The organism is Neobacillus niacini (assembly GCF_030817695.1).
Lineage (GTDB): Bacteria > Bacillota > Bacilli > Bacillales > Cytobacillaceae > Neobacillus > Neobacillus niacini_F.
In genome coordinates this window covers 1,766,974-1,780,225 of the sequence record NZ_JAUSZQ010000002.1, presented here as the reverse complement: position 1 = coordinate 1,780,225, position 13,252 = coordinate 1,766,974, and the positions used below count along the sequence as shown (strand labels likewise).

Genomic DNA, 13,252 nt, shown 5'->3' with positions numbered 1-13,252 from the left:
GTCCTCCTGGATTAACAGGTGTCTTGACATCTATATTTACATAGATTTAAACTAATATCAAGATTTTTTTCATAATAAAAAAATAAGAGTATTGGAGATTACCAATGATATATTTTGATTTTGCGGCGACCACGCCTTTAGATCCAGAAGCAGCTGAAGTGTTTGTTCAGGCTTCAACTGAGTTCTTTGGAAATTCTAGTTCCCTTCATGATTTTGGCGGGCAGTCACAGGACTTGTTAGAAAACTGCCGTGAAGAGCTGGCTAATCTTTTGGGCGTTAATAAAAAAGGATTGTACTTTACAAGCGGAGGTTCTGAGGGAAATTTTTTAGCCATTGAGGCATTGTTGTCGGCTCCTAAAAAAAATGGGAAGCACATCATCGCTGGGATGGCTGAGCATTCTTCTATCCATGGTGTTCTCAACCGGTTAGAAGGGTACAGCATTACTTATTTACCCCTTAATTCTTCAGGTCTCATTGACATAGAAGAATTAAAGCGTGCAATTACTCCTCAAACGATTTTAGTGGCGGTGCAGCATGTTAATTCTGAGATAGGTACCATTCAGCCTATTGAAGAAATAGCTGGTATTTGCAGGGAGCATGACATCCACCTTCACAGTGATTTTGTACAATCTTTTGGAAAAATCGATTTGAAAAAGATCGCCCCCCTTGTCAGCAGCTTTTCCTTTTCTGGCCATAAAATATATGGTCCTAAAGGGGTCGGCGGCGTTTATGTAGATCCAGCCATTTCTTGGAGTGCGTTTTTTCCAGGAGGGTCGCATGAGAGAGGTTTCAGACCAGGTACGGTTAACGTCCCTGCTATCGCTTCTATGACTGCAGCTGCGCAAAAATTAACTAGCCAACTTGTACAAAGCTGCGATAGATTTTTAGAGCTTCGTACCATTTTGGTGCAGTCGCTTGATCCTATTAAAAATTTTGTGCATATTTATCAAGCTGCTCCAGACTCTCAGTTACCATCTATCATTGGATTACGGATTTCTGAGATTGAGGGCCAATGGATGATGCTCGAATGCAATCGGTATGGGTTCGCGATTTCAACCGGCAGTGCCTGTCAAATTGGCATGCAAGCACCAGCAAAAGTAACACAAGCATTAGGATTAAGCCCTCAAGAGGCAAAGGAATTTATTCGTATTTCGTTTGGAAAGACAACCAAGAGGGAAGATGTAGTAAAGCTTGGGGAAACTATTGTAGATATCGTAAAGAAATTTAAACTATAGAACTATGGTAAAATAGGGTAGAAATACGAGGAGGTTAGTATGGCTGAACAAAAAAAGATTCTTGGCGATGAAAGGAGAGCTCTTATCCTACAGCTGCTAAAAGACAGCCCTGTACCGCTTACAGGAAGCGAGTTAGCAACACGAACAAATGTAAGCAGACAGGTGATTGTTGGAGATATCACACTTCTCAAAGCAAAAGAAGAGCCTATTATCGCAACAAGTCAAGGTTATTTATATTTTAAACAAAACACTGGCGCACCAACATTCGAACGGACGATTGCCTGCAGACATTCACCAGATGAAACAGTAAAGGAGCTAAATTTACTAGTTGACCATGGTGTATTGGTGAAAGACGTTAAAATAGAACATGCTGTTTACGGTGACTTAACCGCCTCTGTTATGGTATCGAATCGTCAAGAGGTAAAACAATTCATGGATAATATCCAAAATACAAAGGCTTCGTTATTATCAGTATTAACTGGAGGCATTCATCTTCACACGATTGCGGCGTCCTCAATACAAACCCTTGACAAAGCGGAAGCGGCTTTGAAGGAAGCTGGCTTTTTAATCGAATACTAAACGCGAATGGTGGCCAATCGAGGGATTGGCTGCTTTTTTTATTAGATATTTTATGTGTTAAGGAAGTTGAGGACTAATCTCGGTTCAAGCACCTGGTGATTTGTACTCAATCAAGGCTATTGAGGACTAATCTCGGTTCAAGCACCTGGTGATTTGTACTCAATCAAGGCTATTGAGGACTAATCTCGGTTCAAGCACCTGGTGATTTGTACTCAATCAGGGCTATTGAGGACTAATCTCGGTTCAAGCACCTCATGATTTGTACTCAATCAGGGCCATTGGGGACTAATCTCGGTTCAAGCACCTCATGATTTGTCCCCAATCAGGGCTATTGAGGACTAATCTAGGTTCAAGTACCTGGAGATTTGTCCTCAATCAGGGCTCTTGAGTGCAATTCTCGTACCACTTATACTTCAACCACTATAAGCACAAAAAAGTACCGAGCTAAACGCCCGATACTTTTCATTTTATTTAATCATTTTAGATGGGTAGCTTCCTAGTAATGTAACTCCGCACCCTAGTGCTTCGAGCTCGGCGATCGCGCCTGGAATTAATACGTCATCTAGCTTCATTTCTAAATCAATAATAAAGAAATAATTGCCAATACCTGTTTTCATTGGTCTGGATTCGATTTTTGAGAGGTTAATTTTACGCCATGCAAAGGCAGACAGTACCATATGGAGCGTACCTGCTTTGTCGGTCGGAAGTGTGACCATCAGCGTTGTTTTATAATGAGAAGAACCGCTATACTCCTCAAAATTAATCCCCTTTTCTGATAAAACAAAAAAGCGAGTATGGTTATGATCAAAATCATGAATGTTGTGTTGAACAATGGATAATCCATATTCTTCAGCCGCCAATTCATTAGCAATGGCTGCAATACGCTGTTCAGGATGATCCATCACCATCTTCGCTGCAGCAGCAGTCGAGCTGACACTTTCATAAGGTATCCCATGTAACTGATTATGTAGGAACTTATGGCATTGTGCAATCGCGTGAGAGTGACTGTACACCTTATTAACATCCTGCCAATTTTCTTGATTATCCGGGTGTACCATCAAATGCTGTTTAATCGGAATGGTAATTTCCCCGACAATCGGCAATTGAACCACATGGGTTAAGTAATCTAAAGTAATATTAACTGTACCTTCAAGGGTATTTTCAACAGGAACAACGGCTAGTTCCACTTTTTCGTTAACAACCGCATCCATGGATTCAGGAATGGTCCGATATGGTTCAAGCTCAAATCCAGGAAAAACCTTTTTGACCGCTAATTCGGTAAAGGTTGCCTTCGGTCCTAAAAAACCAACTTTCATGATTTCATACACTCCCTAACAAAAAATCTCTCTCTGCTGTTATAAATCAATTATGCTCCTGTTCCAAGCACTTCAACTTTTTCCACGAATTCAAGCTTACGCAGTTCTGAAAGCAGTTCATCTATATCTGTAGAAATCTCGGTGGTATTCAACGAAAGTGTAACGTTTGCTCTTCCTTGCAATGGAATCGTTTGATGAATGGTTAACACATTGCAGCCAGAAGAAGCAACGACACTAAGAAGTTTAGACAAAGTGCCTGAACGATCTTCAAGATGAAAAAAGAGTGTTACTAATCGTTCCTTAACAATCGTGGAAAATGGAAATACCGTGTCCCTATATTTATAATAGGCACTTCTGCTTAAGTCTACTTGCTGCACCGCATCCCAAATAGACTCAGCCTTACCCCTTTCGAGCATTTCCTTTACATCGAGTGTTTTTTTCATCGCTTCAGGCAAGACGTCTTCTCTTATTAAGTAAAATTTTTTATCAAATTTTTCATTTTTCATCTCTCTACCCACCCGATTTGAAAAGCACGAGCGCCCGTGTAAACCAAAACAGGGCGCTCTGGCTAGAATTTCTCAAAGACAAGTTCGTATCTATTCAACAAATTCAAATTCGAAGTCTAATAATTTAACGGTATCCCCATCTTTTGCACCTTTTTGTCGTAAAGCCTCGTCTACCCCTAAACCACGAAGCTGTCTTGAAAAACGGCGAACAGATTCTTCCGTTTGGAAATTAGTCATCTTAAATAATTTTTCAATCTTTTCCCCTTGAATAACGAATGAGCCATCAGGTTCTCTTGTAATATAGAAGGCCTCAGGATCTGCCTCATGTTTATAAAGAACGCGGTTAATTCCTGTTTCTTCTTCTTCATGATTAAGTGGAAATTCTGGAGTCTCCTCGATTTTATCCGCAATCGCAAATAAAAGCTCTCGCAGGCCTTTTCTAGAAATAGCCGAAATCGGAAAAATAGGGAAATCCTCCTGAAGACGCTCTTTAAACTTTTGTAGATTTTCTTCTGCTTCCGGCATGTCCATTTTATTCGCAACAATAATTTGCGGACGCTCGGTTAAGCGAAGATTATACTCTTCAAGCTCTTTATTGATGGTCAGATAATCCTCATAAGGATCGCGTCCTTCCATCGCAGCCATATCGATAACATGAACGATAACACGTGTCCGTTCAATATGACGTAAGAATTGATGTCCTAGTCCGACACCTTCACTCGCACCTTCAATCAATCCTGGAAGGTCGGCCATAACGAAGCTTCTGTTATCTTCCGTTTCCACCATACCAAGGTTTGGCACGATCGTTGTAAAATGGTATTCAGCAATCTTTGGTTTTGCTGAAGAAACGACCGATAATAATGTTGATTTTCCAACGCTAGGGAAACCAACGAGTCCAACATCAGCTAGCAATTTCAACTCAAGGATAACGTCGCGTTCTTGACCTGGTTCACCATTTTCAGCAAGTTCTGGCGCAGGATTTGAAGGGGTCGCAAAACGGGAATTTCCTCTTCCTCCACGTCCTCCCTTGGCAATGACTGCTCGTTGACCATTCTCAACAAGGTCGGCAATGACTTCTTTTGTTTCTGCATCCATCACTACTGTGCCTGGCGGTACCTTAACAATCATATCTTTGGCGTTTTTCCCCGTGCTGATTTTTGGACATGCCATGCTCACCACGCGGGGCTTTCCAATGGCGTTGATAACGGAAATCCATTAACGTGCGCAAGCCTTCATTTACTTCAAAAATAACATCGGCACCCTTACCGCCGTCTCCGCCAGCAGGTCCGCCCATTGGTACATATTTTTCACGACGAAAAGCGACCATTCCATTACCGCCGTCTCCGCCTTTTACGTAAATCTTCGTTTGATCGACAAACATGTGAATCCTCCTGATTTGACTGATAAACGAACGAAATAAAGGCCTAAATCACTGACATAAAGACTTCTAACCCAAGTTCGTTCTCTGAGAATTCCTTTACAATCACATCCATTTCAGATGAGTTCAGGAATTGTTCAATCAGTTCTTTTTTTATTATTATTCCGCTAAAATCAAAAAAGAAACGAACTCCATCTGATTGCGGTTGAATTGTTATTGATAAATGATTTTCCTGAAAGGCCTCAATTGCCTGATCTAAGCAAATAAAGAAGGATTTTGTCCAATTCGACAGAATGCTATCATTTATTTCCACTGCTTCTAAGTCGTTTAGAACTTCATATTCAAGCTGAAATAAATGATTCTCCCAATTTGATTTCAAGAGCAAGGAGGCAAATACTGGAATATGAAAATTCGAAAGCTTCGATTCGTGCTGTGCTTCGATTACAATTTCATTTATATATGCTTTTGCCCGGTCAATTCTATTTAAATCCAAGTTCCCTTTGATTAACTGCAGTCTATTCAGCCAATCATGCCGTGAGTGCCGCAGCACTTCAACAATATCCCATTCTTTTTCCATAATCGCACTCCTAGCCTAAGTGTCGAAAAAACTATTTTCTGTTAGTATATCAAAAAAGTTCAGATGAGTAAGCACTTTTGCGCGAATGTTTTCCAATTGAGGTATTATGAGGCTATTTTCGGGAGATCAAATTGGAGTTTTCATTGGGTAATTTTTCCTTATAGTTTAAAAAAGAAAACCCTAACCAATCAGGTTAGAGTTTTCATAGAAAGCTTACGCTTCTTGAGCTGTTGGATAAACACTTACTTTTTTACGGTCACGACCTAAACGTTCGAATTTTACAACGCCGTCGATTTTCGCAAATAGAGTGTCGTCTCCGCCACGGCCTACGTTTTCACCTGGGTAAATCTTTGTACCGCGTTGACGGTAAAGGATTGAACCACCAGTTACGAATTGACCATCTGCACGCTTTGCGCCAAGACGCTTTGCGATAGAGTCACGTCCGTTCTTTGTAGAACCTACTCCCTTTTTAGATGCAAACAACTGAAGATCTAATTTTAATAACATGTATTCCACCTCCTACTTTTTGAAGGTAATTTTTATGTGTTCACCGTACTCTTCTTCAATCGTCTGCAATGAAACGATCATACCTTCTAGAAGAAGCTGAACTTTCTCATTTATGTCTTCCGGAAGTTTATCTGGAACAACACAGCGGAGAAAGCCATCTCCTTGTTCAATCTCAGGTGTCACACCAGTTATGGCGTGCACGGCATTGATTGCGCCAACGGATACTGCGGATGCGCCTGCACAGACGATATCCTTTCCCCGATCAGCAAAGAATGCATGACCACTTATTATAAATGATTGAATCGATTCGGATTCAGAACGATTAATTGTAATAGATATCATCTATTGCCCAACACCTTACGCGTTGATCGCTTCGATCACAACTTTAGTATATGGCTGACGATGACCTTGCTTTTTACGGTTGTTTTTCTTCGCTTTGTATTTGAAAACGATGATTTTCTTAGCGCGGCCTTGTTTTTCAACTTTAGCTGTAACAGTAGCGCCAGCCACTAATGGGCTTCCTACTTTTACGTTATCTCCGCCAACGAATAAAACCTTATCAAATGTAACTGTTTCTCCTGCTTCAGCGTTAAGCTTTTCAATGTAGATAGCTTGACCAGCTTCTACTTTCAATTGCTTACCACCTGTTTCGATAATTGCGTACATACTTGCACCTCCTTATAAACTCAGACTCGCCATAAACAGGCGCTAAGCTTCGCGCATTAGACTTAATACCTGAGATGTGCGGTTGTAGCACGGGTGCTACAAACATAACATCGATAATTTTATCATTGTATAGGCGTAAGTGTCAATAGGATTCTCCCGCTTTTTGCTCTATCTCTTCAAGATTCCCAAATTGTTTTACAACATAGTAATGTGAGGGTGATAGATGAATTGAAAAATACACTTTAAAATTCAACAATTCTTCTAAAACACCAAGTTGAGGATCTAGTGCTTCTTTTACTTCTTTTGTTGTTTCGATTAAGACAGCTTCGAAATCTGAATTCCGGTGCTCTATTAGCTCTCGCTCGAGTCGAAACGCTATTGTTTCTGCACTTAAAATCCGTCCTGTCCCATCACAGACCTGGCATTTTACTTGTAGTTCCTCTGAAAGCGAGACCTTTGTTTTCTTCCTTGTTAACTGCAGGATTCCAAGTGAGGTAAAACCAATGATTTTGGTTCTAGTTTTATCCTTCTGGAATTCTTTTTCAATACTTTCTTGTATGTAACGCTTGTCTCTTTCGTTTTTCATATCGATAAAATCAATCAGGACTATACCGCCTATATCACGAAGTTTCAGTTGACGAGCAATCTCAATCGCGGCTAGGGTATTGGTTTTTACTACTGTATCCTGATAATCGTTTTTACCGGAGAACTTCCCGGTATTTACGTCGATAATCGTTAGGGCTTCGGTTTCATCAAAGATCAAATAGGCACCGTTATCGAGCCAGACGATTCGCTTTAGAGCCTTGTCAATTTCATGCTCAATCCGATGAACTGTGAAGATATTTTCTTTTCCATTATAATAGGTAACCTTTAGTTCAGAGTTTCTCGATTGTATAAGTTGTTTTAAGGAAAGGTCATCCACAAACACTTCACCTGATGACATATTCGTAACGGACTCGAGTACCAATTCGGTAAAGGTATCTTTTTGATATAGAATCCCTGGTTTTTTAAAAGAAGCAGCTTTTTCCATTAATTCTGCATACTGGCTTCTTAATCTGCTTAGTTCATTCACCATTTCCTCTTCAGTTGCCGAGGCACTCGATGTCCGAAAAATCAGGCCTTCCTCTTCACTTTTCAGTTTCATACCAAAACTTCGGAGTCTATCCTTTTCATCAACAATTTTTTTAGAGACTGCCACATAGCGACCTTGGGGCATATAAATAAGGTTGTCCCCAAGTATCTCAATAATCCCTGTCACTCTTGCACCTTTGGGACCTGTGGCATCCTTATCTACTTGAACTAATAACTTTTCACCCTGATGAACGAAGGATGATACACTTTTCTTCTCTTTATCGATACTCCGTTCCGGTGATAACACAAACGACGGAAGCACATCACGATGGAGGTAGGCATTTTTTTCCTCACCAATATCGATAAATGCGGCATTCATACCCGGTAGGACCTTGGTTACGGTCCCATAATAAATATTACCGACCAAAGATCGCTGCTCTGGTCGGTCAAAAATAATCTTTTCAACTGTATTGTTACTTACAAGAGCAAATCTCTTTTCATTCGACATTGCATTTATGATTAACTTTTCCAAAACCTTCGTCCTCACTTTATCACTAATTATTTTATATTATACCTAATTAGTATGAAAAGAGAAGGTCGCTGATTTTATCGGTTAATCGTTTTTCGGAAAAGTAAGCATGGAGCAATTCATTCTCATCCAACATCCCTTTTTCTTTGCCATCACTCTCAACAATAATCGGGTGCTTGCAGCCGCGTTGAAATTTTTCCAATACATCGATGAGCAAGTCCTGTTCATTTGCCTGGATGGGCTTCAGAGCTTGTAAATCGCTTTTTTTACCATAGTAGCGTTCGAGAAGGAATCTCATAAAAATATAGCGGCGCTGCTTCCACTCATGATAAAGCGAGAATAATAAGAAGCCTACGATAATCCAGACATTTATTTGCTGAGGGGCTGTTAGTAGCGTAAGAATCGAAAAGATTCCAATGCTTGCAAAAGAAATTAATAGGGTTAGACGATGAGCAATTGGAAATGATTTTTTTAAGGAAAGGAACATAAAGATCAACTTTCCACCATCAAGCGGCCAAACTGGAAACAGATTAAAAATAAAGATCATAACATTGTAGTGAAAAAATAGTTGAAACATATCTTCGGGAATGACCTCTAAAGAGAATAATGCGAAAGCTACAGCCACCATCCAAATGTGCTGAATCGGCCCTGCGAGAACTACAATGGCCTCTTCCTTTAACGGCCGATTCCCGTGCTCCTCCATTTCAGCCACCCCCCCAAAGGGAAGAAGGGTGATTTTTTTGATTCTCCATGAAAAAAAAGAAGCCGCAGCAGCATGCCCCATTTCATGGATAAAAATAATGCCGATTAATAGGCAAACTTCGAGGAAATGTGCTGTAGCAATCGATATTGCGATGACAAACCATAACAAAGGATGGATATAAACGTGTTGTAATAAATAGATGGCTCTATTCAAAGCGAATCACCTGTATTGGGTCGATGAAATCATCGCCTTTTTTGATAGAAAAATAATACCTGCCCTTCGTTTTGTCTTCACCCGTAGATTCTGAGGCTGTACCTACGACAGTCTCCGTTTCTATGAATTCATATAAACTAACCTTAATTTCATCGAGATTCCCGTAGGTAGATTGCGTCTGATCTGCGTGCTGGATAATAACCGTTTTACCCGTGCCTTCTTTTACACCAGCAAACATTACATTTCCTTCTTTCATCGCTTCAACCGCTGCACCATTTGCTGTTTCAATCATAATCCCCTGTCCATTTTTCTCGAAGTTTTCGAGGACTTTCCCTGAAAACACAGGTATATCATGATTCTTCTCAACTACGGTTTTCTCGCCGCCTTTTTCTTCTTCTGTAAACGGCAAAAGAGCTAATGGCTTACCGAATTGATCTTCGTACCATTTTGATACAGTGGCAAATTTAAAGTCCTGCTCCATGGCTTTCATCACAAACTCCTTTGCTGGAGCAAATGTTGCAGTGTTTTCTCGGAACATAATCGCAATTACAAGAAACAATAGAGCTGATGCCAAAATTTTAAAAATAAATACTTCCTTCTTAAATAAAGGATGGATACCATCATCCTTGCCTGCTTCGTATGAGGAATAATGATTAAATCCGTACTTTTCATCATCCCCCGGCCAAGTAATTTCACGTTCTGGACCTTTTCCTGATGACCCTTGTTCCCTTTTTCGCTTTGCGATTCGTCGCCGTATTTCTTCAGGAGTAGACCGCATTATACCCACCAACCTTTAGACACCTTTTTGTACAAGTCTATGAGGTTGTCCTTAAGAGTATGACTCTCAGAATATTTATTTAGGGTTATGGAATGTCTTCTTCGTGGTTTTGAACATTATTCTTAGGGCTTTGGAGGATTCTTATATGGTTTTGGACTTTTTTTATTGTGTTTTGGACTTTTTTTATATGGTTTTGGACCTTTTTCACAGTGTTTTGGACTTTTTTCATAACGTTTTGGACGTTTATACATATATCACCAGTCACTTCAACTGAATCCAGAATTGTTGAACCGAAAATTTCATGGATTTGTGGATAAGCCACACATTTTTATTGCTTATCCATATAATGGCTGTAAGTTAAATAAATTGAGGTGAATAATTTTGTCTACCAGTGACAAACATGATTCTTTTCGTGGAGATGTTTACGATTTAATTGAGTTAGAGCAATTATTAAAGGGTCCTCACCAAATTCTTTTTGAGGGTAAGAGTCCATACCAGGACGTCCTCTTGATAGAAACGAAGAATATACGTTTATACCGGAATGATCAATTAGTATGGAATTCGATGGATGAACGCATTTATCATGAGGCACTAGTCCATCCGGCTTTTGTTTTTTCAGAACACCATGAACGTGTATTAATTATCGGGGATGAATGCGGATTGGCACTGCGTGAGGTCCTCAAATATTCGGATGTCAGACATGTTAGTCATGTATCCTTATCCACAGAGTCCCTTATAGCAGCCCAGAAAACACCTGAAATATCCGAAATGAACGAGAATTCTTTTTTTGACAATCGTGTTCAAATAGTCCAAAGCAGCATATATGATTTTCTACAAACAAATCAGCACCAGTTTGATGTCATAATCGCCAATCTTCCAGACCCACAAACAAAGCAAGATAGCAAACTATACACAAAAGAATTCTTCAATAAATTGTCCAACCTCTTAACATATTGTGGGGTGTTGGTTATCCAGTCCGCATCACCTGAAGACGATCCGTTGGTATTCTGGACTATTGATAAAACACTACAGAGTGCTTCCCTGCACACGCTCAACTATCATGTTAATGTTCCTTGGTTTGGAGACTGCGGATTTCATCTTGTTGCGAAGAAACAGTTAGAATGGCGAGTTAATATCCAAAATCGTACACTTTCTGAAGATCTTCATTCAATGTTTACTTTTTCGAACCGGGTGAAATCAGTACGGAAACAAGCTGGAGTCAACACACTCAAATCCCCATACCTGTACCAACTTTATTCAACTAGTTCACAAGAAATCCAAGACTCCGAAGATAAGAAAGAACTTCGTCATCTGCTCTCGAATTCGCATCGGTTACTTTATGCAGGAGGAACCACAGGGAATCAAATAAAAATTTTGGAGACAAATGATGTGCGCCTATATCTAGACAAGCAGCTTCAGTTTAGTTCTTTAGATGAACAAATCTATCATGAGGCTCTTGTTCATCCGGCCCTTTCTATGGTTAAAAAACGAGATCGTGTCTTAATTGCGGGAGGCGGGGATGGATTTGCCATCCGTGAAGTTCTTAAATATCCAGATGTGAAGCATATTGACTTAGTGGACCTCGACCCTTTAATGATCCACATGGCCCGTAATATACCCCAGGTTTCTTCCCTGAACAAACGAGCACTTCATGACAAGCGGGTATCTGTCCATCAAAAAGATATCCAAGTCTTTCAGAAGGAACAAAAAGAACCATATGATGTTATCATTGTGGACTTGCCAGACCCAGGCGATGAAATATTAAGCCGATTGTATACGGTAGAATTCTTTAGCAAATTATCTAAGCTTCTAACGGAAGATGGCATTTTGGTCTGTCAATCTCATTCGCCAGAGTATGCTCCATTTGTATACTGGAGTATCGGATTATCACTTAAAGGGACTGGGATGCATGTTAGGAGTTACCATACCGATGTTCCTTCATTCGGGGATTGGGGCTTTCATTTAGCTTCAAAAAAGCAGCTGCAATCATTGAACAGAAAAGTATTTGTCCCATGTCAAACACTCCATGAAGACTTGTCCAGCTTATTTGTCTTTCCTTCCAAATACCGATCAGTGCGCGAGAATTTACAAATAAATACCTTGTCTAATCTAAAATTACATGAAATTTATAAACAAGAGCTGCGAAGATAATATACAAAAAGGCTCTACATTTGAATAAAGAGTAGAGCCCTTTTGAGGTATTATTTGGAGAAAACATGGACAACCGTACAATTTATTTCAATAAAATCCCATACGATAACTTACAAAGGAAAACGGAGGGAATGATGAGACTTTGAGCAAAGAAGGAAAGCATATTATCATTGACGCATTTAAATGCGATTCTGCCCATTTAAATGACATCGAATATTTAGAAGAAATGTGTAAAAAAGCGGCACTTGATGCAAATATGGAGATTTTATACTCTTATTTCCACCAATTCGAGCCACAAGGTGTAACAGGGGTACTGGTTTTATCTACTTCGCATTTATCCATTCATACATGGCCAGAAGAAAAATATGTGTCACTTGATTTTTATACGTGCGGAACTCTAGAACTTACTCCTCAAGTAGAATTTTTGATTAAAGAATTGTCTTCAAGGCAAGCAATGGTGTACTCTATCTCCCGAGGCGTATCATATCCTCAACTAATTAAATGCGAAGAATTAGGCAGTTGACAAAGCCATTTTAACAAGGTGAAACATATGAGAACCAAAAACGTAAAGCCATTTACCTATGGATCATTATATAAAGAAAATACCCCTGATGATAACATTATTCCTCTTGTAGCTGGAAACCTAATAGATTTTACGACAACAGGTCCCTACCAAAATACTATTCCTGACATTACAGCAAATAGAATTACGGTTTACAAGTCTGGTGTTTATCAGATTACAGCAAATGTATCTGTGATACTAGAAGAAGAGCAATCGGCAGAATTCAACATTAACAGAATGCCTGATGGGTCCGAACCACTGATAGGTTCTACATTTGACGCAAACGGGATTACCATTGTCACAGGCATTAATGTCCAGGCTTACTTATATGCTGGAGATGCGATTGGTATTTTTATTGCTGACACATATGCTCCTAGAGGGAGGCTGCCACGATATAATAGAGCCGCATTCACTGTTCATTTACTTGAATATTAGCTTGGAACATATTAAAAAGCCTGTCCACGTTTAAATGGTCAGGCTT

Annotated in this window: 14 protein-coding genes, 1 pseudogene and 1 other annotated feature; of the genes and pseudogenes, 5 read left to right on the top strand and 10 right to left on the bottom strand. The window is 39.8% G+C overall.

Going from position 1 to position 13,252, the window contains the following annotated elements; all coding sequences use genetic code 11:
- Nucleotides 1-104 precede the first annotated feature (104 nt).
- Entirely contained in the window at nt 105-1,235 is a 1,131-nt protein-coding gene (locus tag QFZ28_RS09095; protein WP_307194328.1) for an IscS subfamily cysteine desulfurase, read from the top strand.
- Between the two features lie 39 nt (nt 1,236-1,274).
- The gene (locus tag QFZ28_RS09090; protein WP_307194327.1) at nt 1,275-1,814 is read left to right on the top strand and encodes a transcription repressor NadR; all 540 of its coding nucleotides are present in this window, start codon (nt 1,275-1,277) and stop codon (nt 1,812-1,814) included.
- A gap of 467 nt (nt 1,815-2,281) precedes the next feature.
- Here the strand turns inward: QFZ28_RS09090 and pheA are convergent, their stop codons facing one another.
- The 10 genes and pseudogenes from pheA to QFZ28_RS09040 all read right to left on the bottom strand — a co-directional run bounded on the left by pheA (nt 2,282) and on the right by QFZ28_RS09040 (nt 10,067).
- On the bottom strand, nt 2,282-3,130 hold the full coding sequence (gene pheA / locus QFZ28_RS09085; RefSeq protein WP_307194326.1) for a prephenate dehydratase: 849 nt from the start codon (nt 3,128-3,130) through the stop codon (nt 2,282-2,284).
- A 50-nt stretch (nt 3,131-3,180) separates the two neighbouring features.
- The gene (locus tag QFZ28_RS09080; RefSeq protein ID WP_034674960.1) at nt 3,181-3,636 is read right to left on the bottom strand and encodes an ACT domain-containing protein; all 456 of its coding nucleotides are present in this window, start codon (nt 3,634-3,636) and stop codon (nt 3,181-3,183) included.
- 90 nt (nt 3,637-3,726) lie between these two features.
- Nucleotides 3,727-5,017 (bottom strand): annotated as a pseudogene (gene obgE, locus QFZ28_RS09075) (GTPase ObgE).
- Nucleotides 5,018-5,060: 43 nt separating this feature from the next.
- The gene (locus QFZ28_RS09070) at nt 5,061-5,591 is read right to left on the bottom strand and encodes a sporulation initiation phosphotransferase B (protein WP_307194325.1); all 531 of its coding nucleotides are present in this window, start codon (nt 5,589-5,591) and stop codon (nt 5,061-5,063) included.
- A gap of 213 nt (nt 5,592-5,804) precedes the next feature.
- A complete protein-coding gene (rpmA, locus tag QFZ28_RS09065; protein ID WP_034674968.1) occupies nt 5,805-6,098 on the bottom strand; it encodes a 50S ribosomal protein L27 in 294 nt (97 codons plus the stop codon).
- Between the two features lie 12 nt (nt 6,099-6,110).
- A complete protein-coding gene (locus QFZ28_RS09060) occupies nt 6,111-6,440 on the bottom strand; it encodes a ribosomal-processing cysteine protease Prp (RefSeq protein ID WP_307194324.1) in 330 nt (109 codons plus the stop codon).
- A 15-nt stretch (nt 6,441-6,455) separates the two neighbouring features.
- Nucleotides 6,456-6,764, bottom strand: a complete 309-nt coding sequence (gene rplU / locus QFZ28_RS09055; protein WP_307194323.1) for a 50S ribosomal protein L21 — start codon at nt 6,762-6,764, stop codon at nt 6,456-6,458.
- A 12-nt stretch (nt 6,765-6,776) separates the two neighbouring features.
- Nucleotides 6,777-6,858, bottom strand: a sequence feature (ribosomal protein L21 leader region).
- 48 nt (nt 6,859-6,906) lie between these two features.
- Entirely contained in the window at nt 6,907-8,367 is a 1,461-nt protein-coding gene (locus QFZ28_RS09050; RefSeq protein WP_307194322.1) for an Rne/Rng family ribonuclease, read from the bottom strand.
- A gap of 46 nt (nt 8,368-8,413) precedes the next feature.
- Entirely contained in the window at nt 8,414-9,280 is an 867-nt protein-coding gene (locus QFZ28_RS09045; RefSeq protein ID WP_307194321.1) for a M50 family metallopeptidase, read from the bottom strand.
- Nucleotides 9,273-10,067, bottom strand: coding sequence for a M23 family metallopeptidase (locus tag QFZ28_RS09040; RefSeq protein WP_307196987.1), 795 nt, complete (start codon nt 10,065-10,067; stop codon nt 9,273-9,275). Before QFZ28_RS09040 ends, QFZ28_RS09045 begins: the two co-directional genes overlap by 8 nt.
- A 372-nt stretch (nt 10,068-10,439) precedes the next feature.
- Here QFZ28_RS09040 and QFZ28_RS09035 point away from each other — a divergent pair, with 372 nt between their 5' ends.
- From QFZ28_RS09035 to QFZ28_RS09025, 3 genes are all read left to right on the top strand, one after another.
- Nucleotides 10,440-12,209 (top strand): spermidine synthase, encoded by a 1,770-nt coding sequence (locus QFZ28_RS09035; RefSeq protein ID WP_307194320.1) that lies wholly within the window; start codon nt 10,440-10,442, stop codon nt 12,207-12,209.
- 142 nt (nt 12,210-12,351) lie between these two features.
- On the top strand, nt 12,352-12,732 hold the full coding sequence (gene speD / locus QFZ28_RS09030) for an adenosylmethionine decarboxylase (RefSeq protein ID WP_307194319.1): 381 nt from the start codon (nt 12,352-12,354) through the stop codon (nt 12,730-12,732).
- A gap of 27 nt (nt 12,733-12,759) precedes the next feature.
- Nucleotides 12,760-13,206, top strand: coding sequence for a hypothetical protein (locus QFZ28_RS09025; RefSeq protein WP_307194318.1), 447 nt, complete (start codon nt 12,760-12,762; stop codon nt 13,204-13,206).
- The last annotated feature ends 46 nt before the right edge of the window (nt 13,207-13,252 follow it).

Bases quoted from the DNA above. Each gene is read 5' to 3' on its own strand.
- QFZ28_RS09095 (WP_307194328.1), top strand. From the start codon at position 105: ATGATATATTTTGATTTTGCGGCGACCACGCCTTTAGATCCAGAAGCA.
- QFZ28_RS09090 (WP_307194327.1), top strand. From the start codon at position 1,275: ATGGCTGAACAAAAAAAGATTCTTGGCGATGAAAGGAGAGCTCTTATC.
- pheA (WP_307194326.1), bottom strand. From the start codon at position 3,130: ATGAAAGTTGGTTTTTTAGGACCGAAGGCAACCTTTACCGAATTAGCG.
- QFZ28_RS09080 (WP_034674960.1), bottom strand. From the start codon at position 3,636: ATGAAAAATGAAAAATTTGATAAAAAATTTTACTTAATAAGAGAAGAC.
- QFZ28_RS09070 (WP_307194325.1), bottom strand. From the start codon at position 5,591: ATGGAAAAAGAATGGGATATTGTTGAAGTGCTGCGGCACTCACGGCAT.
- rpmA (WP_034674968.1), bottom strand. From the start codon at position 6,098: ATGTTATTAAAATTAGATCTTCAGTTGTTTGCATCTAAAAAGGGAGTA.
- QFZ28_RS09060 (WP_307194324.1), bottom strand. From the start codon at position 6,440: ATGATATCTATTACAATTAATCGTTCTGAATCCGAATCGATTCAATCA.
- rplU (WP_307194323.1), bottom strand. From the start codon at position 6,764: ATGTACGCAATTATCGAAACAGGTGGTAAGCAATTGAAAGTAGAAGCT.
- QFZ28_RS09025 (WP_307194318.1), top strand. From the start codon at position 12,760: ATGAGAACCAAAAACGTAAAGCCATTTACCTATGGATCATTATATAAA.